This is a genomic window from Streptomyces sp. NBC_01352, from assembly GCF_036237295.1.
Lineage (GTDB): Bacteria > Actinomycetota > Actinomycetes > Streptomycetales > Streptomycetaceae > Streptomyces > Streptomyces plumbiresistens.
This window is the reverse complement of sequence record NZ_CP108354.1, coordinates 7,243,459-7,268,633: the sequence shown is the minus strand read 5'-3', so window position 1 is coordinate 7,268,633 and position 25,175 is coordinate 7,243,459. Positions and strand designations below refer to the sequence as shown.

The following is a 25,175-nucleotide window of genomic DNA, read 5'->3' as shown; positions in this document are numbered from 1 at the left end:
CAGACCGTACCCGGCGCCCGCCTCAGGCCTCGAGGTGCGCCATCTGGGCCGCCGGGTAGCGCTCGCCCGCGGCGGCTCCGGCCGGTACGGCCTCCTCGATCGCGGCGAGGTCGGCCGCGTCCAGCGTGACGTCGAGTGCGCCGAGGGACTCCGTCAGCCGCTCGCGGGTACGGGCGCCGACCAGCGGCACGATGTCGTCGCCCTGGGAGGCCACCCAGGCGATGGCGATCTGCGCGACCGAGGCCCCCTTCTGCTCGGCGATCTTCCGCAGCGCCTCGACGAGGTTCAGGTTGTGCTGGAGGTTCTCGCCCTGGAAGCGCGGGGACATCGCCCGGAAGTCGTTCGCGGCGAGCTGCCGGTCGCCGGTGAAGTGGCCGGAGATCAGACCGCGGGAGAGGACGCCGTACGCCGTGACGCCGATGCCCAGTTCGCGGGTGGTCGGCAGGATCTCGTCCTCGATGCCGCGGGAGATCAGCGAGTACTCGATCTGGAGGTCGCTGACGGGGGCGGTGGCGGCGGCCCGGCGGATGGTGTCGGCGCCGACCTCGCTCAGGCCCACGTGCCGGACGTATCCCTTCTCGACCAGTTCGGCGATCGCGCCGACCGTCTCCTCGATCGGGACGGCCGGGTCGAGCCGGGCGATCCGGTAGACGTCGATGTGGTCGACGCCGAGGCGCTGGAGCGAGTACGCGGCGAAGTTCTTCACGGCGGCCGGGCGCCCGTCGTAGCCGGACCAGCCGCCGGCCGGGTCGCGCAGCGCGCCGAACTTCACGCTGACCAGGGCCTGTTCGCGGCGGGCGGCGGGCGCGGTGCGCAGGGCCTCGCCGATGAGGAGTTCGTTGTGGCCCATGCCGTAGAAATCGCCGGTGTCGAGCAGGGTCACGCCCGCCTCCAGGGCGGCGTGGATGGTGGCGATCGACTCGGCGCGGTCGGCGTCGCCGTACAGCGCGGACATGCCCATGCAGCCGAGGCCGAGGGCGGAGACCTGGGGGCCGGTGCTTCCGAGAGTGCGCGTGTGCATCGTCATGACACCCACCATGACATGACAGCTGACAGATTTCAATATCTGTCAGCTGTCATGTGTCGGCAACTCACCGATTCACGGGTACCCCGTGAGCCGCGCTCAGCCCTGCTTCAGCGGCAGCGCCAGGTCCACGACCTTGCGGCCGCCGTCGAAGGTGCCGGTGCGGGTGACCGAGCCGTTCAGCAGGTCCACGCGGTAGAGGCGCTGGGCGCCGCCGACCGCCAGGACGCCGTACGCCGTGTTCGAGCCGGTGCGCCGAGAGGTGTAGACGTCGAAGCCCGCGTCCGGGCCCGCGTCGACGCCGAGCTTCCCGGTGGGCGCGAGGTTGCCCGCGTTGGCCGGGGACTGGACGGCGACCTGGTCGTTCACCGTGTCCACGTCGAAGAGGGTGGTGGCGGTGGTCGCGGAGAGGTCGTTGTTCGTGTACGCCGCACCCGTCACGCCGGCCGCCGTGGCACCGGTGGTCGCGGGCGGCACGGGCGGGTTGGTGAGGGTGCCGTCGACCGCGGTGGTGCCGGCGGCGGGCGCGCCGGCCGGGTCGTCGATGTTGTGGCGGAGGTTCTGGCCGGTGTCGCTGATGACCCGGAGCCGGTTGGCGGCCGGGTTGAAGTCGACGCCGAAGGCCGCGCCCTGCAGGGCCACGCTCAACTGCGAGACCTTGGTGGCCTTGGCGCCGATCTCGCGGATCGTGTAGATGCCACCCTTGTCGCCGACGCCGTACAGCTTGCCGTTCTGCACCCGGTAGTCGATGCCGACGAGCTTGCTGTCGCCCTTGAGGCCGTCCACCTTGCCGAGCGGGAGGACGCGGTCCGGCCGGTCGACGCGGAAGCTGACGAGACGCCGGTCGTCCGTGAGGCCGATCGCGGTGAGCCGGTCGCCGGCGACGCCCTGCGCCCCGGCCACCGAGCCGCCCTGGGTGCTGATCGCCGAGGAGTCGCTCTCCTGCCCCTGCCCCTGCCCCTGCCCGCTGTCGCTCGCGGCGACATAGCCGACGGAACCGATGGCCAGGGCCAGAACGGCCGCCCCGATGACTGCTTGCTTGCGCATGATGCCCCCGTGTAGGTCGGTCACAGCGCCCCGCACTCTGCGAGCCGCGTATGACCTCCTCTTCGGAGCCGCGCGTGTCCTGGATGGGCGAAACCCCGGTTCCGTTACGTCTGTTACGGAACCGGGGTTTTCGTGTGCTGTTGGTGACGTGCCCTTGGCGCCTTCGGCGACTAGCAGCCGATCAGTCGGCTCGCCAGGTACCCCTCGATCTGGTCCAGCGACACGCGCTCCTGCTTCATCGAGTCACGCTCGCGCACCGTCACCGCGTTGTCGTCCAGGGTGTCGAAGTCGACGGTCACGCAGAACGGCGTACCGATCTCGTCCTGGCGGCGGTAGCGGCGGCCGATGGCGCCGGCGTCGTCGAAGTCGATGTTCCAGTTCTGGCGCAGCGCCTGGGCCAGGCCCTTGGCCTTCGGGGACAGCTCGGCGTTCCGCGACAGGGGCAGCACCGCGGCCTTCACCGGGGCCAGCCGCGGGTCGAGGCGCAGCACCGTGCGCTTCTCCAGCTTGCCCTTGGCGTTGGGCGCCTCGTCCTCGATGTAGGCGTCGAGCAGGAAGGCGAGCATCGCGCGCCCGACACCGGCCGCCGGCTCGATGACGTACGGGGTCCAGCGCTCCTGGGCGTCCTGGTCGAAGTACGACAGGTCCTGGCCGGAGGCCTTGGAGTGGGCGCCGAGGTCGTAGTCGGTGCGGTTGGCGACGCCCTCCAGCTCACCCCACTCGTTGCCGCCGAACTGGAAGCGGTACTCGATGTCGGCGGTGCGCTTGGAGTAGTGGGAGAGCTTCTCCTTGGGGTGGTCGTACCACCGCATGTTCTCCTCGCGCAGGCCCAGGCCGGTGTACCAGTTCCAGCGCTGCTCCATCCAGTACTCCTGCCACTTCTCGTCCTCGCCCGGCTTGACGAAGAACTCCATCTCCATCTGCTCGAACTCGCGGGTGCGGAAGATGAAGTTGCCGGGCGTGATCTCGTTGCGGAAGGACTTGCCCATCTGCGCGATGCCGAACGGCGGCTTCTTGCGCGAAGCGACCTGCACCTGGGCGAAGTTGGTGAAGATGCCCTGCGCGGTCTCGGGGCGCAGGTAGGCGACGGAGCCGCTGTCCTGGGTCGGGCCGAGGTGGGTGGAGAGCAGACCCGAGAACTGCTTGGGCTCGGTGAACTGGCCCTTGTTGCCGCAGTTCGGGCAGTTCACGTCCGCCAGGCCGTTGGCCGGCGGGCGGTTGTGCTTGGCCTCGTACGCCTCTTCAAGGTGGTCGGCACGGAACCGCTTGTGACAGGAGGTGCACTCGGTGAGCGGGTCCGTGAAGGTGGCGACGTGGCCGGAGGCGACCCAGACCTCGGGGGCCAGGATCACGGACGAGTCGATACCGACCACGTCCTCGCGCGACGTCACCATGTAGCGCCACCACTGGCGCTTGAGGTTCTCCTTGAGCTCGACACCGAGGGGCCCGTAGTCCCAGGCGGCCCTGGTGCCGCCGTAGATCTCACTGCTGGGGAATACGAAGCCACGGCGCTTGCTCAGGCTGACGATGGTGTCGATCTTGTCGGCGGCCACGGTGCTCTCTTCATTACGACGACGGGCGACGAAGCGAGATGCTTCAGAGCATTGCTTCAGAGCGAATGCTTCAGGTTACCGGCGTGGGCTCCCCTCCAATCAAATCGGTTCCGGTACCAGCCCTCTCACCACGTTTGTTGACAACGGTTTCCATATTTGTTGAAAATGACTGTCATGAACGTACGACGACAGCACATGTCCGGCATCGCGGTCGCCGCGGCCACCGCCCTCGGCCTCGGCACCCTCTCCGCCTGCTCGAGCGACAGCGAGGCGGCGGGCAACACGGACAAGTTCGACGTCGTCGCCTCGTTCTACCCGATGGCCTTCCTCGCCGAGCAGATCGGCGGGGACCACGTGAACGTCACCAGTCTCACCGAGCCCGGCCAGGAGCCGCACGACCTGGAGATCAGCGCCCAGCAGACCGCGCAGCTCCAGGAGTCCGACGCGGTGCTCTACCTCAAGGACCTCCAGCCCGCCGTCGACAAGGCGGTCGAGCAGGCCGAGGTCAAGAACAAGATCGACGCGGCCACGCTGACCACGCTCGAGGACCACGGCTCCGTGGAGCACGAGCACGAGGGCGAGGAGGCCGCCGCGGAGGAGCCCGCCGAGGAGGAGGAGCACGCCCTCGACCCGCACCTCTGGCTCGACCCGGTGAAGTACGCCGAGGTCGCCGCGGGCGTCGCCAAGTCCTTCGAGAAGGCCGACCCGGACAACGCGGCGGACTACAAGAAGAACGCCGCCGCGCTGACCAAGAAGCTCGGCGACCTCGACACCGCGTTCACGGACGGCCTGAAGAACACCGACAGCAAGGTCTTCTTCACCAACCACGCCGCCTTCGGCTACCTCGCCGAGCGCTACGGCCTGACCATGGAGGCCATCTCCGGCCTCGACCCGGAGAGCGAGCCCAGCCCGGCCCGGATCAAGGAACTCCAGGAGGAGGCCAGGGCCGACGGCGTCACCACCGTCTTCTACGAGACACTGGTGTCCGACAAGACCGCGAAGACCCTCGCCCAGGACGCGGGCCTCAAGACGGACGTCCTCGACCCGCTCGAGGGCATCACCGACAAGTCCAAGGGCGACGACTACTTCCAGGTCATGGAGTCCAACCTGACCGCGTTGAAAACCGCTCTCGGCGCCAAGTGACCGCTGCGGAGCACGGAGTTACGGAGGACCTCGTGAGCGAGCCCGTCATATCCCTGCGCGGCGTCCGCGCCGAGCTGGGCTCGCGCCCGGTCCTGCGCGGCATCGACCTCACCGTCTCCCGCGGTGAGGTCGTCGCGCTGCTCGGCGCCAACGGCTCCGGCAAGTCGACCGCGATCCGGACCGTCATCGGCCAGGTGCCGGTCAGCGCCGGCGAGATCGAGCTGTTCGGCACCCCGCGCCGCCGCTTCCGCGACTGGGCGCGCGTGGGCTACGTCCCGCAGCGCACCACGGCCGCGGGCGGCGTCCCCGCCACCGTCACCGAGATCGTCTCCTCCGGCCGCCTCTCCCGCGCCCGCTTCGGCATCCTGCGCAAGGCCGACCACGAGGCCGTACGCCGTGCGCTGGACCTGGTCGGCCTGGCCGACCGCGCGAAGGACTCCGTCAACGCCCTCTCCGGCGGCCAGCACCAGCGCGTACTGATCGCCCGCGCCCTCGCCGCCGAACCCGAACTCCTGATCATGGACGAGCCGATGGCGGGCGTGGACCTGGCGAGCCAGGAGGTGCTGGCCTCGACCCTGCGCGAGCAGGTCGCCCAGGGTACGAGCGTCCTGCTCGTCCTGCACGAACTGGGCCCCCTGGAGCCCCTGATCAACCGGGCGGTCGTCCTGCGCGACGGCTGCATCACCCACGACGGCCCGCCCCCGCAGGCCCTCGGCCAGCACGCGCTGCCCGGCCACGACCACGTACACCCGCACGCGGCTCACGACGCCGAACCGATCCGGACGGGACTGCTGAGCTGATGGACCTCCTGAACTACGCCTTCATGCAGCGGGCCCTCCTGGCGGCGGTCCTGGTCGGCATCACGGCCCCGGCCGTCGGTATCTACCTCGTCCAGCGCCGCCAGGCCCTCATGGGCGACGGCATCGGCCACGTGGCGATGACCGGCGTCGGCCTCGGCTTCCTGCTGTCCTGGTCGCCGGTGTGGATGGCCACGCTGGTGTCCGTGCTCGGCGCGGTCGCCATGGAGCTGATCCGCTGGTACGGCAAGACCCGCGGCGACATCGCCCTCGCCATGCTCTTCTACGGCGGTATGGCCGGCGGCGTGATGCTCATCAACCTCGCGCCGACGGGCTCGAACGCGAACCTGACGTCGTACCTCTTCGGCTCCCTGTCGACGGTGAGCGAGTCGGACATCACGGCGATCTGCATCCTGGCCGCCTTCGTGGTGCTGGTCTCCGTCGGCCTGCGCCGCCAGCTGTTCGCGGTGAGCCAGGACGAGGAGTTCGCGCGGGTCACGGGCCTGCCGGTGCGGGCCCTGAACCTGCTGACGGCGGTCACGGCCGCGGTCACGGTGACGGTCGCGATGCGCGTGGTCGGCCTGCTGCTGGTGTCCGCGCTGATGGTGGTGCCCGTGGCGGCGGCGCAGCAGCTGAGCCGCAGCTTCGCGGCCACTTTCGCGATCGCGGTGGCCATCGGGGTCTCGGTGGCGGTCGGCGGCACCGTGACGTCGTACTACCAGGACGTGCCGCCCGGCGCGACGATCGTGCTGCTGGCCATCGGGGCGTTCATCCTCATGACCGCGCTGGCGGCCCCGCTGGCCCGGCGCCGCGCGCGGGCCCTGGCGGCCGCGCATCCCGCCGGGGATCCGGCGGAGTGTGCGATTCCGGCCAGCCGTGGATCCGACGGAAAGGTCGGCGTCTGACCGCTGACAGGCCGGACTGGCACAATGGCCCGGCAGGTGCAGACGTTAGGGAGGCAACCGGTGACGACCGCAGGACCGTCCGTGAAGGGCCGCGCAACCCGGCAGCGGGCCGCCGTGGCGGCGGCCCTCGATGAGGTCGACGAGTTCCGCAGTGCCCAGGATCTCCACGACATGCTCAAGCACAAGGGCGACTCGGTCGGGCTGACCACGGTCTACCGCACGCTCCAGTCCCTCGCCGACGCCGGCGAGGTCGACGTCCTGCGCACCTCCGACGGCGAGTCCGTCTACCGCCGCTGCTCCACCGGCGAGCACCACCACCACCTCGTCTGCCGCGTCTGCGGCAAGGCCGTGGAGGTCGAGGGCCCGGCGGTGGAGACCTGGGCGGAGGCCATCGCGTCGGAACACGGGTTCGTGAACGTGGCGCACACGGTGGAGATCTTCGGAACGTGCGAGGACTGCGCGGCGAAGACGGCGTAGCGGCCAGCCGCGAGCAGTAGCAGCCGCGTAGCTGCGGGCAGTCGTGCCGCTGGGGCGGCTCCCGACCCAAAGAGGCGCGGCACCCCGCAGCGCCGGGTTGCGCACCCACCCCCCGGCCCGCAGCGACACCGGGCACCTGTCAGGCCTACTGCTCCTGGTCGCCCTCCATGGCCAGCAGCTCCTCGTTCGGAATCGCCCCGCCGAAGCGCCGGTCCCGCGAGGCGAACTCCACGCAGGCCCGCCACAGGTCGCGCCGGTCGAAGTCCGGCCACAGCACGTTCTGGAAGACCATCTCGGCGTAGGCGCTCTGCCACAGAAGGTAGTTGGACGTCCGCTGCTCGCCGCTCGGCCGCAGGAACAGGTCCACGTCCGGCATGTCCGGGTAGTACAGGTACTTCTGGATGGTCTTCTCGGAGACCTTCGACGGGTCCAGGCGCCCCGCCTTCACGTCCTCCGCCATCGCCTGCATCGCGTCCGCGAGCTCGGCGCGGCCGCCGTAGTTCATGCAGAAGTACAGCGTCAGCCTGTCGTTGTCCTTGGTCTGCTCCTGGGCGACCTGGAGCTCCTTGGCGACGGACTTCCACAGCCGGGGCATACGGCCCACCCAGCGCACCCGGACACCGAGCTCGTCGAGCTGGTCGCGGGACTTGCGGATGAAGTCGCGGTTGAAGTTCATCAGGAAGCGCACCTCGTCGGGCGAGCGCTTCCAGTTCTCGGTGGAGAAGGCGTACAGGGAGATGTTCCTCACGCCCATCTCGACCGCGCCCTGGAGCACGTCCAGCACCCGCTCGGCGCCGACCTTGTGCCCCTCGGTGCGCGGCAGGCCGCGTTCCTTGGCCCAGCGGCCGTTCCCGTCCATGACGATCGCCACATGGGTGGGCACCAGCTCGCCGGGGAGCTTCGGCGGGCGGGCCCCGGACGGGTGCGGCTCCGGCGTCTTGTACTCACGGCGCTGGCGCCCCAGGATCCCGCGTACGGCCATGTGCTTCTCGTCTCCTCTGTGGTGCTTGCCCTCGGAGGTGCTTGTCCTCGGGGTCCTTGTCCTCGGGCTGCTTACGACTTTTCCACGTATCTGAGCGAGCGCAGTCCCCGCTCCAGATGCCAGTGCAGGTAGGCGGACACCAGCCCGCTTCCCTCCCGGACGTGCCGCGGCTCGCTCGCGTCCGCGGTCTCCCAGTCTCCCGTAAGCAGCGCCCCGAGGAGTTCCAGGGTCTGTGGCGACGGTACGACACTCCCCGGCACCCGGCAGTCGACGCAGACCGAGCCCCCGGCCGCCACCGAGAAGAACCGGTTCGGCCCGGGCATGCCGCACTTCGCGCAGTCGGTGAAGGTGGGCGCGTAGCCGTTCACGGCGAGGGAACGGAGGAGAAAGGCGTCGAGGATGAGGTGCGGGGCGTGCTCGCCGCGGGCGAGGGTCCGCAGGGCCCCGACGAGCAGCAGGTACTGCTGCACCGCCGGCTCGCCCTCGTGGTCGGTGAACCGCTCGGCGGTCTCCAGCATGGCCGTCCCGGCGGTGTAGCGCGCGTAGTCCGCGACGATCCCGCCCCCGTACGGCGCGATGGTCTCGCTCTGCGTACACAGCGGCAGCCCGCGCCCGATCAGCTCGCTGCCGCGGGCGAAGAACTGCACGTCGACGTGGGAGAAGGGCTCCAGCCGGGCCCCGAACTTGGACTTGGTCCTGCGCACCCCACGGGCCACGGCCCGTACCCGCCCGTGACCGCGTGTGAGCAGGGTGATGATCCGGTCCGCCTCACCCAGCTTCTGGGTGCGCAGCACGATGCCGTCGTCACGGAACAGACTCATGGGGCCCATTCTCGCCTACGCCGGCTGGCCCCCGTCGGCCCCGGGCTTCTCCCGTCGCTTCAAGGCACCTCGCCGCGGCTTCGTGCGTTGGCGTACGCCGTCATCGCGCTCAGCCGCTCGGCAGGCGTGGCATGCCGCACGGCACCCGGCTCGGCATCCCACTCCCGCCCCCCTCCGTACGGTCTCAGTTGCACATACGGCCCCTCGTGCCCCATGACGATCCCCATCCGCCCGCTCCGGGTGTCCACGACATACGCCCCCACCGGCGGCTTCACCGCAGTACCGCCGCGAGTCGCTGCGCGGTCTCCACGGAACACCGCCCCAATTCGACGAGCGGACAGGGTGCCTCCCGCGCGAGACTCACGGGATCGAGCCCCAGTGACGGCAGTGTAATTCCCGCCATAAGAAGCGCCGAGCGCAATTCTTTCACCGTTTCCTCCGCCTCTTCGACGCAGTGCGCCGAGTGCCGTGACTCCACAGACTTCACCGTGCTCCCCTTCCTTTTCGAGTTTCACTCTTCTCATCTCCAGGGTGCCCTGCGGGGCCTACACTCGGCAGGAGTCTGTGCACTACAAGTGGGGGTCAGCGGAAGGTGGTTGGCTGTGGCCAATGGTTCACGGCAAGCGGTCTGGGAGTTCTTCGGGGCGGAGCTGAAGCGGCGAAGGGAAGACGCGGGGATCACTCAAGTGGAGCTTGGGTTACGGGTTTTCGTGTCCGGCGGGTACATCGGACAGTTCGAACAGGCTATTCGGAAACCGCAATTGGATGTGGCGCAGAGGATTGACGAGGCACTACAAACCGACGGTATTTTCGAGCGGCTGTGCCGGAAGCTCATCGATGATCCGCGGTATGCGGATTACTTCGCGAAGGCGGCCGAGCTGGAGGCGCTGGCGACGAAGATCTGCGAGTTCGCGCCGGCGCTGGTGCCGGGCCTCTTGCAGACGGCGGAGTACGCACGGGCGATCACACTCGCGATGAACCCGTTCGCGCCGGACGAGTACATCGAGGAGAAGGTGTCCGGCCGCGTGGAGCGGTCGAGGATCCTCAAGGACGCTACACGGCCCGTGTATTGGGTGATCGTGCACGAGAACGTGCTGCGGATCCCGGTGGGCGGGGCGGCGGTGATGGCCGAGCAGCTGGAGTACGTGGCCGCGCTGGCGCGCAGGCGGGCGGTGTTGGTGCAGGTGTTGCCGTACGCGGCGGGGGCGTATGCCGTGCCCGGGATGATCACGCTCATGGACTTCGAGGACGCGCCCCCAACGGCCTATACAGAAGCCGTGTATTCGGGGAACCTCCTTGACGATCCAGCCGTGGTGATGCGGGCGCAGTCGGCATACGATCAGCTCAGGGCCGCCGCGCTGTCGCCGGAGGCGTCCCTGGCACTGGTCGAATCGGCGGCGGAGGACTTCAGACGATGCGCGAGTACGACCTGACCCACGCACGCTGGCGCAAGAGCACCTACAGCGACGGCAACGGAGGCAGCTGCGTCGAGGTCGCGTACGACTTCCCTGGCGCTGCCAGCTGGCGCAAGAGCACGTACAGCGACGGCAACGGTGGCGACTGCGTCGAGGTAGCCGACGGAGTCCCCGGCGTCGTACCCGTCCGCGACAGCAAGGTGCCCGGTGGGCCCGTGCTGCTCCTCGGGCCGGTCGCCTGGACGGAGTTCGTCCGTACCGTCGGGGTCGCCTGAGGGGCGGAGCCCGGCGCGCTGCTGGAGCCGATGACCCCGTCGCATCGTTCGGGGCGCCGCTCTCGAGGACCGACTGGTCACCGCGGTGACGAGCGTCGACCCTCCGAGCGACCTGGGTTGACTCTCGGGCTCAGGGAAACCCCGAGCACGCTGTGGGGGTAACCCCGCCCAAGAACACGGGAGTTACCCGGATGTGGTGAACCGTCAGGTTCCGCGAGGCTCGTTCGCATGACGCAGATCAAGAGAAACGCCGCCCTCGTAGCCACCTCCGCCGTACTCCTCGGTCTCACCGCCCCCCTCACCACGTCCGCCTCCGCCGCCACCCCTTCCCTCGGGTGGACCAAGTGCGCGGGCACCGGCCTCGACCCCCGGCAACAGTGCGCCACTGTCAAAGTGCCGATGGACTACGCCCACCCAGACGGCCGGAAGATCGACGTCGTCATCTCCCGCATCCCCGCAGAGAACCCCACCACCCGTCGCGGCGCGCTGATGCTGATTCCCGGTGGGCCGGGCGGATCCAGCCTCAACGACCCGTCCGGCAAGGGGCAGAAGCTGCCCCAGGACGTACGCGACGCCCACGATCTGATCGGCTTCGCGCCGCGCGGGCTCGCCCCCTCCACCTCCGTGGACTGCGGGCTCGAGCACGCCGATCTCGCCCTCTCCAAGCTGCGGCCGTGGCCCGCCCCGGACGGTTCCGTCGCCGAGAACATGGTCACCGCGCAGCGTATGGCGGACGCCTGTGCCCGTAATGGCGGCGAGTTGATGCGGCACATCAGCACGGTCACCGAGGCCCGCGACCTCGACCGCATCCGGGCGGCGCTCGGAGAGCGGAAGATCTCCGCGTGGGGAGTGTCGTACGGGACGTACGTCGGCTCGGTCTACAGCCAGCTGTTCCCGCACCGCACCGACCGGATCGTGCTGGACAGCAACGACGACCCCGATCCCACCCGCGTCTCCCGCGCCTGGCTCGCCGGGCACGAGCAGGGCGTCGAGGACGTCTTCCCCGAGTTCGCGAAGTGGGCGTCGGCGCCGGACAACCCGGACCGGCTGGCCGGGACGGCGGCCGAGGTGCGGCCGCTGTTCCTGAAGCTGGCCGCGCGGCTCGACCGGGAGCCCATCCCATGGCCCGGCGCCAACCCCGAGGAGCTGAACGGCAACGTGCTGCGCCAGACGCTGCTGGACACGCTGTACTCGCCCAGCCGCTTCCCCGCCCTGGCCAAGCTGATCCTGGCCGCCCGGGCCGGCACCGTGCCGCCCGCGCCGGCCGCCCCGCCGGAGCAGGTCCTGCAGAACGTCGCCGCGGTCGGCGCCGCGACCCTGTGCAACGACGTCGCGTGGCCCGCATCGGCCGCCGAGTACCAGAAGGGCGTCGACGAGAGCCGGGTCAAGTACCCGCTGACCGCGGGCATGCCGCGCAACGCGATGGTGTGCGCCGCCTGGCCGACCCCGCCGAAGCAGGCGCCGGTACGGATCACCGACCGCGGGCCGTCCAACATCCTGCTCGTGCAGAACGAACGGGACGTCGCCACCCCGCTCGCCGGTGCCCTCAAGCTTCGCCGCGCCCTCGGAGACCGTGCCGTCATGGTGACCGTGAACTCCACCGGCCACGACGCCTACCTCCTCCACGGCAACGCCTGCGGGGACGAGACGGTGTCCCGCTTCCTCGCCACGGGTGAGCGACCCGACACGGACGTCTACTGCGACTGACGTCTAGCGCGGCTGACGGGAGCGGCACGCCCCGGCATAGCGTCGGGCCAGGGCGTGGAACGCCTCCTTCGGCTCCCAGTGCCACCCCGAATTCGGATCGTCCGGACGGTCCTTGACGGACTTGGTGATGCTGTAGCTCGCCAGGTCGAGGTCGTAGCGCGGTTCGTCGGGGCGGTGCGGGGCGTCGGCGGTGACGAACTCGAAGGCCATCGCCGCGTACAGACCCATGGACTCGAAGACGTCCAGCAGATCGGTCAGATAGGCGGCCTGGACGCGCTCGCTGCGGACCAGGTCGCCCTTGATCTCCGGCGGGTCCTTCTCGTAGTCGACGATCGACCAGCCCATGCCGCCGGCCTCGGGGGCACCGACGTACGTGCACGTGCCGAACTCGGTGATCGCGAGGGGCTTGCCCCAGCGGAGGTACTTCTTCAGCTCCCGTACGTAGGCGCTCCGGTCGCGGAAGTACGAGTAGTAGTCGATGCCGACGACGTCGAAGAGGTTCCAGTCGACCTCGTCGTCCTGGGCGGCCGCGTAGCTCAGTCGGCCGCGGAAGACCGAGCGGCCCACCTGCGCCGCCTTCGCGGTGAAGCGGTCCAGGCGGCGCTGCATCTGCTCCCAGTCGACCGTGCCGTTCTGCAGGTTCTCGATGCGCTCCAGGACGTTCTCCCCCGGCACGATCCCGGGCACGAACAGCCAGAACTCGCAGCCCACACTGAGATCCACGCTCGCGCCCTGCCGCCGCAGCCGCTCCGCGAACCGCCCGGTCTCCGCGAGGTGTTCGAGGATGTCCCCCTCCGGGACGTCCCCGAGGGTTGGCTGGAGCCACACGTGCAGCCCGCGCTCGGCGGCCTCGGCGGCGGTGGCGGTCAGGCGCTCGACGCCGTCGCCGGTGACGTCGAGGGTGTCGGCGTGCAGGTCCTCGCGGATCGCGCGGACGTCGGCACGCATGCGGGCGGTGCTGAAGGCCGTGCCGGGGGTCTCGCCGGCCCCGACGGTGTAGACGACGCCGTGGTGCCTCAGCCCGCGTCCGCTCCCCGCGGCCTCCCGTGCGGTCGCCGCGGCCGGGCGTGCGGGCAGTGTCGCCGCCGCGACTCCCAGGACCGCCGCACCGGCCAGGAACTGTGCTCGGTTGATCCCCTTCGTCTTCTCCATGCCGTCACTGTGCCGAGCGCGGGCGCGCACCGCCGTCCTCCGATGGTCTACGGCCCCGCAACCAAGGGATGAGATCCGGCGTCGATCACTGGAGAGATCGTCGACACACAGCGAGCGAAGGAGAACAAGATCTTAGGCTCCGGCACCTCCCCGATGACCCGACGCACCCTCCTCGCGGCCGGCACCGCCACCGCGGCCACCCTGCTCACCAGCGGGCCCGCGCACGCCACCGGCGACCCGGGCGTCACCGCCCGCCTCCGCCGCCTGGAGGAACAGCACGGCGCCCGGCTGGGCGTGTTCGCCCACAACCTCGCCACCAAGCGGTCCGTCCGCCACCGCGCCGACGAGCTGTTCCCGATGTGCTCTCTGTTCAAGACGCTCGCGTCCGCGGCCGTCCTGCGCGACCTGGACCGGAACGGCGAGTTCCTGGCCCGCCGTATCCACTACACGGAGGCCGACCTGCCGGCGGCGGGTTCCGACACGACCAGGCAGCACCTGGCCGAGGGCATGACCGTCGCCGAACTCGCCGAGGTGGCCATCACCTTCAGCGACAACGGCGCGGGCAACCTCCTCCTGCGCGAACTCGGCGGCCCCACCGCGATCACCCGCTTCTGCCGCTCCCTCGGCGACCCGGTGACGCGCCTCGACCGCTGGGAGACGGACCTCAACTCGGCCGAGCCGTGGCGGATCACGGACACGACGAGCCCGTACGCCATCGGCCGCACGTACGGCCGACTGGTCCTCGGCGACGCGCTGAACCGCAAGGACCGAGCCCTCCTCACCCACTGGCTGCTGAACAACACGACCAGCGGCAAACGCTTCCGCGCGGGCCTGCCGACGACCTGGACGATCGCCGACAAGACGGGCTCCGGCTCCTACGGCACCACCAACAACGTGGGCATCGCCTGGACCGACACCGGCGCCCCCGTCGTCCTGTCCGTCCTGTCGACCAAGCCCGACCAGGACGCGGCCTGGGACGACGCCCTGGTCGCGGAGACGGCGGCGCTGCTCGCCGAAGCCCTCAGCTGACCGGGAAGTACTGCCTCGGGGTCACCCCGACCAGCCGGTGGAACGCGGCGGTGAAGGAGCTGGCCGTCGCGTAGCCGACGCGGTGGGCCACCGACTCGATCGGCAGGCCCGCCGCGAGGTGCGGCATCGCCGACTGCATCCGCGCCCGCTCCCGCCACTGCCCGAAGGAAAGGCCCGTCTCCGCGACGAAGAGCCGGGCCAAGGTCCGTGCGCTGGCGCCGACCCGGCCTCCCCAGTCGGCGAGGCTCCGGCCGTCCGCGGGGTCGGCCCGCAGCGCCTCGGCCACCGTGCGGGCGCGCGGGTCGCGGGGCAGGGGCGCGGAGACGCTGGTGACCGGCACCGGACGCAGCTCGTCGAGGAGCACGGCCTCGGCGCGCGACCGGGCGTCCGGGGCCAGTCCCGGGTGGATCAGATGGTCGATGAGCGCCCGCAGCAAGGGGGTCACCGCCATCACGGTCGGCTCCCGCCAGTCGATGTCCGGGCAGCACTCCGGATCGACGTACGCACTGCGCATGACGGCGTCCCCCGCCGACTCCGTGGCGTGCACGACCCTCGCCGGGATCCACAGGGCCAGCGACGGCGGCAGCAGCCACACCCCCTGCTCGCTGCGCACCCGCAGCAATCCCTTGGCCGACCAGGCGAGTTGGTGGAAGTCATGCCAGTGCGTGGTGAAGGCGCTGCCGCGCGGCATGCTGAAGTGACCGACGAAGATGCCCGAACCGGCGGCGTCGTACGGGCGGTACTGTCCGCTCGGCTGTCCGCTCGGCTGTCCGTTCGGCGACATGGGACGGCACACTAGCGCGTGGCGGACGGCACTACGCCCCGCCTAGCGTCGATGCCATGCCGATGAACCGAGCCCACCGCAAGCTGTGCAGCTCCGAGAAGTGGGCGCAGACGACGAAGGACCACATCCTGCCCTGGGCCCTCGAACACGTGGAACTGGGCGCGGACGTACTGGAGATCGGCCCGGGTTACGGCGCCAACCTCCGCGTCCTCGCCGACCTGGTCCCCCGCCTGACGGCCGCCGAGATCGACGCGGACACGGTCCGGCTGCTCCAGGACACGTGGGGCGACCGCGCCCGCGTCCTCCTCGCGGACGGCGCCGAACTCCCCCTGCCGGGGGCGTCCTTCGACTCCGTCGTCTGCTTCACGATGCTCCACCACGTGCCCACGGCCGCCCACCAGGACCGCATCTTCGCCGAGGCGTTCCGAGTCCTGCGCCCCGGCGGCACCTTCGCCGGCAGCGACAGCCAGCCGGGGCTGCGCTTCCGCATCCTCCACTTCAGGGACACGATGAACACCCTCGACCCGGCGGGTCTGCCGACCCGCCTCAAGGAGGCCGGCTTCACGGACGTGTCCGTCGACACGCACCCGCAGAGCGGCGGCCTACGCTTCCGCGCCCGCCGCCCCTGAACCCGCCGCCGCCCCGAACCGCCGTACGTACCGCCGCTGCCACGGCGTCTCCACCGCGTGCCGGTCGTAGTGGCGGCGGACGTACGCGACGGCCTCCCCGGCCGGCACGCCGTCCAGCACCGCCAGACACGCCAGCGCCGTGCCCGTACGGCCGCGACCGCCGCCGCAGGCCAGCTCCACGCGCTCGCCGGCGGCCCGCTCCCAGGCCTCTGTGAGGACCGCGCGGGCGGCCGCGTGGTCGGCGGGCAGCCGGAAGTCGGGCCAGCGCAGCCAGCGGGACTCCCACTCCACGGCGGGCGGCTGCCTGCCGAGCAGATAGATGCCGTACGACGGGCTCGGCGCCCCCGGTGCGAGGGGGTGCCGTAGGCCACGGCCCCGCACCAGCCGCCCGGACGGCAGCCGCAGCACCCCGGTGTCCCGCTCGTCCCACCGCTCCATACTCGCCACCAGACCATTCGAACGCGGCATCGGATCCCGGGCAACCGAATCCGGCGGAACGGTGGTCTGGAGGGCGAGGGAGGGTGCTTGATGCAGGCCGAACAAGAGGCCCAGTTCCAGGAATTCGTCAGAGCCCGGTGGTCCCGGCTCGTACGGACCGCGTATCTGCTCACCGGTGACGTGCACCACGCCGAGGACCTGACGCAGACGGCGCTGGCGAAGGCGTACCGCTCCTGGCGGCGCGTGTCGCGCAGCGACAGCCCGGAGGCGTACGTCCGCCGGATGCTGGTCAGCTGCAACAGCGACCGGTTCCGCAAGCGGCGCGTCAGGGAGTCGCTGACCGCGGCGCCGCCGGAGACGGCGGGGCGCGACGAGGCCGTGTCCCGGGTCGACGAGCGCGGTGTGCTGCTCGGCGCGCTGGCCGGGCTGCCGCCGAAGCAGCGGGCGGTGATCGTCATGCGGTACTGGGAGGACCTGTCCGAGGCGGAGGTCGCCGAGATGCTCGGCTGCTCCCCCGGCACGGTCAAGAGCCAGGCGTCCAAGGGGCTGGCGAAGTTGCGTACATATCCGGGGCTCGCTCAGGTCATGGACCGGCCCGAGCAGAGTCGCACGTCGTCCGCCGGGCAGGGAGGAACCAGGTGAGCGAGGAACAGGCTCTGGGTCAGGGCCAAGGTGAGGGCGCGGAGGTCGAGGCGGGCTTCGAGGAGCAGCTGCGTGAGTTGCTCGCCGAGGACGCCTACACGATCCGGCCGTCGGCCGCGCCGTACCCCACGATCCGGCGCCGGGGCGTGGTGGAGCGGCGGCGCCGGGTGGCGGCGGCCGGGGCGGTGCTGGTGACGCTGGCCGCGGTGCCGGTGGGGGCGTACGCGGTGGGGGGTTCGGGCGGGGGGTCGGTCACGGCGTCGCCGCAGTCGTCGGTCAGCGCCTCGCGGGCGTCGACGCCGACTCCCTCTCCCTCGCCGACGCCGTCCGGGCCCGCCGGGCCGGCCACGCCGGGGCAGCTGCTCGACGGGATCACGTTCGCGCAGGCCGCGGACGGGCTGGAGAAGTGCCTTGCCTACAACCGGGACCGCGAGGAGAACGGCGGCGGGATCAAGCTGAACCTGGGGGCGGCCGACAGCTACCGGATCATCCTGGCGATGAACAGCACCGGCGACACCAACGCACCCGGTGACGGCATGTACGTCGTCGCCGTGCGGGACAAACCTCAGGAGACCCGGCTGATCTGCAACGTCAAGGACGGCGAGGCCTCGGGGCTCAACACCAGCGGCGGCAGCGACCGGTTGCCGGATTCCCCGCCCGTGCTGGCCGACATCAACGGCGGCAAGCTGTACCAGCAGTCGTTCCTCGACAAGGGGAACTGGAAGTTGCCGTTCCGGTGGGGGTTCATCGGCACGGTGGTCCCTTCGGTGGCGAAGGTGACCGTCTCCTACGGTGGCGCCACCAGCGAGGCGACCCTCGACCACGGCTGGTTCGTCGCGTCCGGCGTCCTGAACCAGCAAGTCACGGTCGCACCCCACATCAAGGGCTACGACCCCGACGGCAAGCTCATCTACGACTCCGACAAGGACAAGACCTACCAGAAGACGCTCCCGTAACGACCACGCCCCAGGGGCGCCGCCCCTTCAATCCCGTCCCAGGGGGCTCCGCCCCCTGGACCCCCGGGCCTATGCCCACCCACCACCCGACTCGGTCAGCCAAGAAGTGACCCTCTACCTGCCGACTCGGTCGGACGAGAGGTCAGCCCTCGACCTCCACCTCTCGACCCACCGAGTCGGGTGGTGGGAGGGCACAGGCCGGGGGTCTGGGGGCGGAGCCCCCAGGGACGTGCACCCCCACCGACCCGTCACCGCGCCCCCTCGGGAAGGTGGGCACAGGCCCGGGGGTCTGGGGGCGGAGCCCCCAGGGGAGACGCGCGCCCCCACCGGGCACGTCACCCGCCGCCCCCCGGCGTCACCATCCCCGACTCGTACCCCACGATGACCAGTTGGGCCCGGTCCCGCGCGCCCAGTTTCCCCATGATGCGGCTGACGTGGGTCTTCGCCGTCAGTGGGCTCAGTCCCAACGCCTCGGCGATCTCCGTGTTGTTGAGGCCCCGCGTGACCAGCACCAGCACCTCCCGCTCCCGTTCCGACAGACACTCGGGCCCACCCCCCTTCACGGACCCCGACACCGACACCGACGGACTGCGCAGGAACCGCTCGATCAGCCGGGCCGTCGGCCCCGGTGACAGCAGCGCCTCCCCCGCCGCCACCGTACGGATCGCGTCGAGGAGATCGGCCGGCCGCGTGTCCTTCACCAGAAACCCGGACGCCCCCGCCCGCAGCGCCTCGACGATGTTCTCGTCCGTGTCGTAGGTGGTGAGGACCAGCACCTTCACCCCCGCGAGATCCTCGTCCGCGGCGATCAGCCGGGTCGCCTCGATGCCGTCGAGGTCGGGCATCCGGACGTCCATCACCACCAGGTCGGCCCGCGCGCCGCGCGCGAGTTCCACGGCCTCCCGCCCGGTGCCCGCCTGTCCGACCACCTCCATGTCCCGAGCCGACTCGACGAGCATCGAGAAGGCCTCCCGTACGAGCGTCTGGTCGTCGGCGAGCAGTACGCGGATGGTCATCCGGTTCCCCCTACAGGCATCACGGGCGCGGCGGCGAGCGGCAGTACCGCGCTCACCTCGAAGCCGCCCCGCCCCCGCGGCCCGGCGTCGAGTGTGCCACCGACGCTGCGGGCCCGCTCCCGCATTCCGACCAGCCCGTACCCCGGCGTGCCGCCCGGCGTGGGCCCGGTGCCGTCGTCGGTCACCGACAGGTGCAGGGCGCCCTCCGCCTCGTACATCTCGACGCGTACGGCGGGTCCGGGCCCGGCGTGCCGTACCGCGTTGGTCAACGCCTCCTGCACGATCCGGTACACGGCGGCACCCACCGCGGGCGGTGCCTGCCGGACCCGGACGTCGGGCTCGACGCGGGCGCCCGCGAGCCGTGCCGCCTCCACCAGGTCGGGCACGCCGTCGAGGCCGGGCAGCGGGCCGCGCGCGTCGCCGTGTTCGGAGGCCCGCAGCACCTCCAGCGTCGTACGGAGTTCCCCGCGCGCGCTCCGGCAGGTCTCGGAGATGTCGTCGAGGGCCTTGGCGACCGTCTCCCGGTCGAGGCGCTCGGGGTCGGCGGCCAGGACGTGCGCGGCGACGGAGGTCTGGACGCCGATGAGGGTGATGCTGTGCGCGAGCAGGTCGTGCAGGTCACGGGCGATGCGCAGGCGCTCCTCGGCGACCCTGCGGCGGGCCTCCTCCTCGCGGGTGCGTTCGGCGCGCTCGGCGCGGTCCACGATCGAGGCGACGTACTGGCGGTAGTAGCGGATGTCGACGCCGCAGAAGAGCACGGCGATGATCCAGCCGGAGATCCGCAGCAGTTCGATGGCTTGTTTGGTGTCGACGGTGAGCATCACGCTCAGGGCGGTGGCGAGGACCACGACCCCCGTCAGGATCGTGCGCAGGGGGCGGCCGGTGACCGCGACCGTGTACAGCGCGGTGAAGGCCGCCGGGGTCGGGGCGGTGTGGTTGTTGTCGAGCGCGTGGTAAGGCGCGACGAGTGCGATCACCACCGCGAGGACGAGCAGGGGGTGGCGCCGCCGCCACACGATCGGCACATGGGCGGCGAGCAGCAGCGTCCAGCCGAGTGCGTCCGGGCGGCGGGCGGGGTCGGTGGACAGCGCGATGCATACGGCGCCGACGGCGAGCACGAGCGCGAAGAGCGCGTCGTTGCGGGTGGCGTGCGGGGCGGTGCGCGGGTCGCGGTGGATCGCCGCGATGATCCGGTCGCTGAGGCTGGGTCGGCTGGTGTCCGGCACGGACCCATCCTCCGCCACGAGGGCGTCCCTCCGGGAGAGGAGGGACGCCCTGAGGGTGTGCCGGCGGCTCACACGGGCTCCGGCTGGCGTTCCAGTGGCTCCGGCTCCGGGATCCGCGACAGCTTCCCGGGCCACCACACCTTCCGGCCGAGCAGCACACTCGCCGTGGTCACCAGGTACGTCCGGACGAGGAAGGTGTCGAGGAGCACCCCGACCGCGATGACGAACCCGAGCTCCACCATCCCCACCAGTGGCAGCGTGGTGAGCACGGCGAACGTCGCGGCGAGCACGACGCCCGCGGAGGCGATGACCCCGCCGGTGGTGCGCAGGGCGGTGAGCGCCGCGGTCTGCGGTTCGGCGCCGTTCACGGACTCCTCGCGCATCCGGTGCATCAGGAAGATGCCGTAGTCGACGCCCAGCGCCACCAGGAAGACGAAGGACAGCAGTCCGAGTCCGGGGTCGGTGCCCCCGAAGTCGAGCACCGGTCCGAAGACCAGGCCGCCGATGCCGAGCGCCGCGCCCCACACCGCGACCACGGCGACCAGCAGCATCAGCGGCGCTACGAGGCTGCGCAGCAGGAACACGAGGATCAGGAACACGGCGGCGAGCACCAGCGGCACGACCACCATGCGGTCCCGGGACTGGCTGTCGGCCAGGTCGATCTGCTGGGCGCTGGGCCCGCCGACGTAGGCGCCGTAGGAGCCGTCGAGGCTGTCGCGCAGCGCCTCGATGGTCTTCGTCTCGCCCGCCGACTCGGGGGCCGCGGTGGTGAAGACGGCGATCTCGGTCCAGCCGTCGCCGCTGCGCCCGGCGGCCGCCTCGGCGACCCCGTCGGTCGCGCGGGCCTCGTCCAGGACGGCGCCCGCCTTGTCGGTGGGGGCGATGACGGTGACCGGCTGGCTGCTGCGCTCGGGGTACTCCTGGGCCAGTGTCTGCATCGCGGCGATCGACTCGGGCTTCTCGGTGAAGGAGTCCTCCTGCTTGAGGCTCCCGGGCAGGTTGAGGGTGCCGAGGGCGAGCGCGCCGAGGAGGACGGCACCGCCCGCGAGCACGGCGGCCGGCCTGCGGGTGGCCGAGGTGCCCATGGCGCCGAAGAGGGAGCGGCGGGCCTTGGGCGTGCTGCCGAAGGCGGGGATCAGCGGCCAGAAGACCCGGCGCCCGAGCAGCACCAGGACCGCGGGCAGCAGCGTGGTCATGGCGACCAGCGCGGCGAGCACGCCGACCATGCCGACCGGCCCCATGCCGCTGCTGCTGTTCAGGTCGGCGGCGAGCAGGCACAGCAGGCCGGCCGCGACGGTCCCGGAGGAGGCGAGGATCGCCGGTCCGCAGCCGCGCAGGGCGGTGCGCATGGCGTCGTACGGCCGCTCGTGGCGTCGTAGCTCCTCGCGGTAGCGGGCGATCAGGAGGAGCGCGTAGTCGGTGCCGGCGCCGAGGACCAGGATGGTCATCACGCCGCCGCTCTGGCCGGTGATGGTGACGTCGAACAGTTCGTGCAGGCCGTATGCGGCGGCCATCGCCATGGCGGCGGCGACGCCCGCGACGGCGAGCGGGACCAGCCACAGGAACGGGCTGCGGTAGATGAGGATCAGCAGCACGGTGACGACGGCGAGCGTGGCCAGCAGCAGGGTGCCGTCGATGGTCTCGAAGACCTTGCTCATGTCGGTGTTGAGCGCGCCCGGGCCACCGACCTCGACGCTGAGCCCCGCGCCGCTCTCGGCGATGTCGCGCACCCCGTCCACGAAGGCGTTGCGGGCCTCCTCGTCCTGGCCGGGCTGGTTGCTGGACACCGGGTACATGAGCGTGGAGCCGTCCTCGGACGGGATGCCCTGCGGGGTGCCGGAGAGGTCGTAGGCGCCGCCGACCTCGGTGACCTGGTCGGCCGCGGTCTGCCGGTCGGCGGCGGTGAGCCCGCCGTCCCGGTGGTAGACGAGCACCAGGTCGGTCGCCTCGCCGCCCGGCAACTGGTCCTGGACCCTGGCTACTTGGGTGGAGTCCGCACTGTCGGGCAGGTAGTCGACCGCCCGGTTCTGCTGGACGTCGCTGAATTTCCCGGCGAGCGGTCCGACGAGCACGAGCGCGGCCAGCCACAGGCCGAGCACCGCCCAGGGCACTGCGCGCCGTCGCCGTGTAGGTGTCCTTGCGGCCCCCATGGACGGGCCTCCCTCCGGTCGGTGTGTCTGGGTCGCTTCCAGACTTCCGGCGGACAGGGGGCGATACGTCGGACGGGAGGGCGAGTTGCGCGGTACTGCCCGGGGTGACGGGCGGGCGAAACTACTCCCCAGGGAGTATGGGGAGCATCAGGACGGCGTCCGCGCCGACACCAGCAGCCGGGTCACGTCGTCCGCGCAGATGGTGAGGGCGGCACCCACGGTGGCGAGGACCTCGCGCTCGGCCGGGGTGTACGGGCCGTCGGCGAGGGCGATCCGGGCGCCCTGCAGCAGGATCGATTCGCGGCCGGCCGGGGCGAGGTGCGGGGCCAGCGGGTCCAGCGCCTCGTGCAACTCTATGGCCAGACCTGCTCCGCAGGGGCGGCCGTGGACCCGCCCGGTGTCCGCGGCCAGCGCCTCGACCAGGGCGTTCAGCTGCTCCTCGGTGCAGTCGTCGTAGCCGGCGGCGCGGACGGTGGCCGCGGCGGTCTCCAGGGACGTACGGGAACAGGTGCCGCCCGCCGACAGCACCGCGAGGGCGACCGTGTGGACGGCGTCCCTGAGCATCGCGGAGAAGCGGGTGGTCGTCGGGTGGTCGAGGACGTCGGTGCCGAAGTGGCGGCGGCAGGCCGCGCACTCCACGACGGGACCGGTCTCGCCGCGCGGCAGCACGGGCACACCGAGGAGGGTGAAGCGGCGTCGGCCGGTCAGCCGCTGGAAGTTGCGGTCGCCCCCGCAGCCGGGGCAGAAGAACTCCCCGTCCCCGGCGGGTGTCCACGCGGTACGGGTGCCCAGGAGGCGCACAGGCCTGGCGGCATGGCCGTTTCGTCCCCGTCCTGGCAGCACGTCGCACCTCCGTAACGCCACGGCAACATCGCCGCGCTTGCGTGATGTTAGCCACATTGGCGGGGCAGAGTCATCACCCCGGACGAGACCTTTCCGTGACCTGCACAGGTCAATGGCCGGAAAGCGACGGACCCCGCCCACCGGAAATACGGCAGGCGAGGCCTCAAAACGCCGGGTGCGGCAGTGTTTTCAGGGGCGCGGGGAACTGCGCGACCGGCCACGACGGCGCTGCAGCCGACCGACAGCCCATCGCGGCACTACGTATCGCGGCCCAACCCAGCGGAGCGAACCGTCAGCGAGCCGCGCGGTTGACGGCCGAGACGACCGCCTTCAGCGAGGCGCGGGTCGTGTTCGCATCGATGCCGATGCCCCACAGGACCTTGTCGTCGATCGCGCACTCGATGTAGGAGGCGGCCTGCGCGGACGCGCCCTCGCTCATCGTGTGCTCCGAGTAGTCGAGCAGCCGGGCGTCGATGCCGATGCCCTGCAGGGCGTGGAAGAACGCGGAGATCGGACCGTTGCCGGTGCCCACCAGGGTGGTCTCGACACCGTCCACCTCGGCCTCGACGGTCAGGGTGTCGACGCCGTCCGTGTCCGTCGTCGACTGGCCGTTCTTGACCTGAATACGGCCCCACGGGTTCTCGGGGTTGGGCAGGTACTCGTCCTGGAAGGTCGACCAGATGGCGCCGCCGGTGACCTCGCCGCCCTCGGCGTCCGTCTTCGCCTGGATGATCTTCGAGAACTCGATCTGCATCCGGCGCGGCAGGTCCAGCTTGTGGTCGTTCTTCAGGACGTACGCGATTCCGCCCTTGCCGGACTGCGAGTTGACCCGGATGACCGCCTCGTAGGAGCGGCCGACGTCCTTCGGGTCGATCGGCAGGTACGGCACGGCCCACTCGATGTCGTCGACGGTGACGCCCTTGGCGGCCGCGTCGGCCTCCATGGCGTCGAAGCCCTTCTTGATGGCGTCCTGGTGGGAGCCGGAGAAGGACGTGTAGACCAGGTCGCCCACGTACGGGTGGCGCGGGTGGACCTCCATCTGGTTGCAGTACTCCCACGTACGACGGATCTCGTCGATGTCGGAGAAGTCGATCTGCGGGTCGACGCCCTGGGAGAACAGGTTCATGCCCAGCGTGACCAGGTCGACGTTGCCGGTGCGCTCGCCCTGCCCGAACAGACAGCCCTCGACGCGGTCGGCGCCGGCCATCAGCGCCAGCTCGGCGGCGGCGACGGCCGTACCGCGGTCGTTGTGCGGGTGGACGGAGACGCAGACGTACTCGCGGCGGGAGAGGTTACGGCTCATCCACTCGAAGCGGTCCGCGTGGGTCGACGGGGTCGAACGCTCCACGGTGGCGGGCAGGTTGAGGATGATCTCGCGGCCCGGGCCGGGCTGGTAGACGTCCATCACCGCCTCGCAGACCTCCAGCGCGAAGTCCAGCTCGGTGTCGGTGAAGATCTCGGGGCTGTACTGGTAGCCGAACTCCGTCTCCGGGCCCAGCAGTTTCTCCGCGTACTCCATGACCAGCCGCGTGCCGTCGACGGCGATCTGCTTGATCTGCTCCTTGGAGCCGCGGAAGACCACGCGGCGGAAGACCGGCGCGGTCGCGTTGTACAGGTGCACGGTGGCGCGCTTGGCGCCCTTCAGCGATTCCACGGTCCGCTCGATCAGGTCCTCGCGGGCCTGGGTCAGTACGGAGATGGTGACGTCGTCGGGGATGGCGCCGGGCTCCTCGACGATGGAGCGCACGAAGTCGAAGTCGGTCTGGCCGGAGGCCGGGAAGCCGACCTCGATCTCCTTGTAGCCCATCTTGACCAGCTGGTCGAACATCCGGCGCTTGCGCTCGGGCGACATCGGGTCGATCAGGGCCTGGTTGCCGTCGCGCAGGTCCGTGGAGAGCCAGCGGGGGGCGACGGTGATCCGGTTGTCCGGCCAGGTGCGGTCCGGGATGTCGACCTGCTCGTACTGGCCGTACTTGTGGATCGGCATGGAACTGGGCTGCTGGCGGTTCGCCATGATGCGGGGGCTCCTCGAAGGCGGGTCCTGAAGGACGGCCGACGGCGCAACGCCAGAACTCCGCGGGGAGGGGGTCGGCCTCGGTTACAGGCCCTCGCCGCGGCAGCTAAGGAGAAGCAGCCCGAATCGCATGATGCTCCGCAGCCTAGC

25 protein-coding genes are annotated in these 25,175 nt (G+C 70.9%); 11 read left to right on the top strand and 14 right to left on the bottom strand.

Annotation, left to right across the window (positions count from 1 at the left end):
* Nucleotides 1-22: 22 nt before the first annotated feature.
* From OG252_RS33765 to OG252_RS33755, 3 genes are all read right to left on the bottom strand, one after another.
* Nucleotides 23-1,027: an aldo/keto reductase gene (locus OG252_RS33765; protein ID WP_266439766.1), complete on the bottom strand. Its 1,005-nt coding sequence runs from the start codon at nt 1,025-1,027 to the stop codon at nt 23-25.
* A 96-nt stretch (nt 1,028-1,123) separates the two neighbouring features.
* A complete protein-coding gene (locus tag OG252_RS33760) occupies nt 1,124-2,071 on the bottom strand; it encodes a DUF4394 domain-containing protein (RefSeq protein WP_266439765.1) in 948 nt (315 codons plus the stop codon).
* A gap of 170 nt (nt 2,072-2,241) precedes the next feature.
* The gene (locus tag OG252_RS33755; RefSeq protein ID WP_266439763.1) at nt 2,242-3,624 is read right to left on the bottom strand and encodes a glycine--tRNA ligase; all 1,383 of its coding nucleotides are present in this window, start codon (nt 3,622-3,624) and stop codon (nt 2,242-2,244) included.
* Nucleotides 3,625-3,798: 174 nt separating this feature from the next.
* Here OG252_RS33755 and OG252_RS33750 point away from each other — a divergent pair, with 174 nt between their 5' ends.
* Genes OG252_RS33750 through OG252_RS33735 form a run of 4 tightly spaced genes read left to right on the top strand, consistent with a single transcriptional unit; the run spans nt 3,799 to nt 6,946 of the window.
* Complete coding sequence (locus OG252_RS33750) at nt 3,799-4,767, top strand: metal ABC transporter solute-binding protein, Zn/Mn family (RefSeq protein WP_329340867.1); 969 nt, start codon at nt 3,799-3,801, stop codon at nt 4,765-4,767.
* A gap of 32 nt (nt 4,768-4,799) precedes the next feature.
* Nucleotides 4,800-5,567: a metal ABC transporter ATP-binding protein gene (locus OG252_RS33745; RefSeq protein WP_329340864.1), complete on the top strand. Its 768-nt coding sequence runs from the start codon at nt 4,800-4,802 to the stop codon at nt 5,565-5,567.
* A complete protein-coding gene (locus OG252_RS33740; RefSeq protein ID WP_266439757.1) occupies nt 5,567-6,469 on the top strand; it encodes a metal ABC transporter permease in 903 nt (300 codons plus the stop codon). Before OG252_RS33745 ends, OG252_RS33740 begins: the two co-directional genes overlap by 1 nt.
* Nucleotides 6,470-6,529: 60 nt before the next feature.
* Complete coding sequence (locus OG252_RS33735) at nt 6,530-6,946, top strand: Fur family transcriptional regulator (protein WP_266439755.1); 417 nt, start codon at nt 6,530-6,532, stop codon at nt 6,944-6,946.
* Between the two features lie 145 nt (nt 6,947-7,091).
* Here OG252_RS33735 and OG252_RS33730 read toward each other — a convergent pair whose 3' ends face one another.
* The 3 genes from OG252_RS33730 to OG252_RS33720 form a co-directional block, all read right to left on the bottom strand.
* Nucleotides 7,092-7,928 (bottom strand): isoprenyl transferase, encoded by an 837-nt coding sequence (locus OG252_RS33730; RefSeq protein WP_266439753.1) that lies wholly within the window; start codon nt 7,926-7,928, stop codon nt 7,092-7,094.
* Nucleotides 7,929-7,999: 71 nt separating this feature from the next.
* Nucleotides 8,000-8,749, bottom strand: coding sequence for a DNA repair protein RecO (gene recO, locus OG252_RS33725; RefSeq protein ID WP_266439751.1), 750 nt, complete (start codon nt 8,747-8,749; stop codon nt 8,000-8,002).
* A gap of 59 nt (nt 8,750-8,808) precedes the next feature.
* Nucleotides 8,809-9,024 carry a hypothetical protein gene (locus OG252_RS33720; RefSeq protein ID WP_266439749.1) on the bottom strand — a complete coding sequence of 72 codons (216 nt, stop codon included), beginning with the start codon at nt 9,022-9,024 and terminating at the stop codon, nt 8,809-8,811.
* A 327-nt stretch (nt 9,025-9,351) separates the two neighbouring features.
* On the opposite strand from OG252_RS33720, the gene OG252_RS33710 reads away from it, so the two are divergent.
* From OG252_RS33710 to OG252_RS33700, 3 genes are all read left to right on the top strand, one after another.
* On the top strand, nt 9,352-10,182 hold the full coding sequence (locus OG252_RS33710) for a helix-turn-helix domain-containing protein (protein WP_266439747.1): 831 nt from the start codon (nt 9,352-9,354) through the stop codon (nt 10,180-10,182).
* The gene (locus tag OG252_RS33705; protein WP_266439746.1) at nt 10,164-10,439 is read left to right on the top strand and encodes a DUF397 domain-containing protein; all 276 of its coding nucleotides are present in this window, start codon (nt 10,164-10,166) and stop codon (nt 10,437-10,439) included. Before OG252_RS33710 ends, OG252_RS33705 begins: the two co-directional genes overlap by 19 nt.
* Nucleotides 10,440-10,667: 228 nt before the next feature.
* Complete coding sequence (locus OG252_RS33700) at nt 10,668-12,146, top strand: alpha/beta hydrolase (protein WP_266439744.1); 1,479 nt, start codon at nt 10,668-10,670, stop codon at nt 12,144-12,146.
* 3 nt (nt 12,147-12,149) lie between these two features.
* Here OG252_RS33700 and OG252_RS33695 read toward each other — a convergent pair whose 3' ends face one another.
* On the bottom strand, nt 12,150-13,298 hold the full coding sequence (locus OG252_RS33695; RefSeq protein ID WP_266439742.1) for an abortive phage infection protein: 1,149 nt from the start codon (nt 13,296-13,298) through the stop codon (nt 12,150-12,152).
* A gap of 153 nt (nt 13,299-13,451) precedes the next feature.
* Here OG252_RS33695 and bla point away from each other — a divergent pair, with 153 nt between their 5' ends.
* On the top strand, nt 13,452-14,327 hold the full coding sequence (bla, locus tag OG252_RS33690; protein ID WP_266439741.1) for a class A beta-lactamase: 876 nt from the start codon (nt 13,452-13,454) through the stop codon (nt 14,325-14,327).
* Here the strand turns inward: bla and OG252_RS33685 are convergent.
* The gene (locus OG252_RS33685; RefSeq protein ID WP_329340860.1) at nt 14,320-15,111 is read right to left on the bottom strand and encodes an AraC family transcriptional regulator; all 792 of its coding nucleotides are present in this window, start codon (nt 15,109-15,111) and stop codon (nt 14,320-14,322) included. The two genes, bla and OG252_RS33685, sit on opposite strands and share 8 nt — an antisense overlap.
* A 56-nt stretch (nt 15,112-15,167) precedes the next feature.
* On the opposite strand from OG252_RS33685, the gene OG252_RS33680 reads away from it, so the two are divergent.
* Entirely contained in the window at nt 15,168-15,740 is a 573-nt protein-coding gene (locus tag OG252_RS33680; RefSeq protein WP_329340858.1) for a class I SAM-dependent methyltransferase, read from the top strand.
* On the opposite strand, the gene OG252_RS33675 is transcribed toward OG252_RS33680, so the two are convergent.
* The gene (locus OG252_RS33675; RefSeq protein WP_329345239.1) at nt 15,714-16,178 is read right to left on the bottom strand and encodes a protein-tyrosine phosphatase family protein; all 465 of its coding nucleotides are present in this window, start codon (nt 16,176-16,178) and stop codon (nt 15,714-15,716) included. The genes OG252_RS33680 and OG252_RS33675 overlap by 27 nt on opposite strands.
* Before the next feature lie 90 nt (nt 16,179-16,268).
* Between OG252_RS33675 and OG252_RS33670 the strand changes: the two genes are divergently transcribed.
* Nucleotides 16,269-16,820, top strand: a complete 552-nt coding sequence (locus tag OG252_RS33670) for a SigE family RNA polymerase sigma factor (protein ID WP_329340856.1) — start codon at nt 16,269-16,271, stop codon at nt 16,818-16,820.
* Nucleotides 16,817-17,776, top strand: coding sequence for a hypothetical protein (locus OG252_RS33665; protein ID WP_329340855.1), 960 nt, complete (start codon nt 16,817-16,819; stop codon nt 17,774-17,776). Before OG252_RS33670 ends, OG252_RS33665 begins: the two co-directional genes overlap by 4 nt.
* Before the next feature lie 335 nt (nt 17,777-18,111).
* Here the strand turns inward: OG252_RS33665 and OG252_RS33660 are convergent, their stop codons facing one another.
* The 5 genes from OG252_RS33660 to leuA all read right to left on the bottom strand — a co-directional run bounded on the left by OG252_RS33660 (nt 18,112) and on the right by leuA (nt 25,025).
* Nucleotides 18,112-18,792, bottom strand: a complete 681-nt coding sequence (locus OG252_RS33660) for a response regulator transcription factor (protein WP_329340854.1) — start codon at nt 18,790-18,792, stop codon at nt 18,112-18,114.
* The gene (locus OG252_RS33655) at nt 18,789-20,018 is read right to left on the bottom strand and encodes a sensor histidine kinase (protein ID WP_329340851.1); all 1,230 of its coding nucleotides are present in this window, start codon (nt 20,016-20,018) and stop codon (nt 18,789-18,791) included. Before OG252_RS33655 ends, OG252_RS33660 begins: the two co-directional genes overlap by 4 nt.
* A 68-nt stretch (nt 20,019-20,086) precedes the next feature.
* A complete protein-coding gene (locus OG252_RS33650; protein WP_329340850.1) occupies nt 20,087-22,168 on the bottom strand; it encodes an MMPL family transporter in 2,082 nt (693 codons plus the stop codon).
* A 147-nt stretch (nt 22,169-22,315) separates the two neighbouring features.
* The gene (locus tag OG252_RS33645) at nt 22,316-23,011 is read right to left on the bottom strand and encodes a tellurite resistance TerB family protein (protein WP_266439731.1); all 696 of its coding nucleotides are present in this window, start codon (nt 23,009-23,011) and stop codon (nt 22,316-22,318) included.
* Between the two features lie 292 nt (nt 23,012-23,303).
* A complete protein-coding gene (gene leuA / locus OG252_RS33640; RefSeq protein ID WP_329340847.1) occupies nt 23,304-25,025 on the bottom strand; it encodes a 2-isopropylmalate synthase in 1,722 nt (573 codons plus the stop codon).
* Nucleotides 25,026-25,175 lie beyond the last annotated feature (150 nt).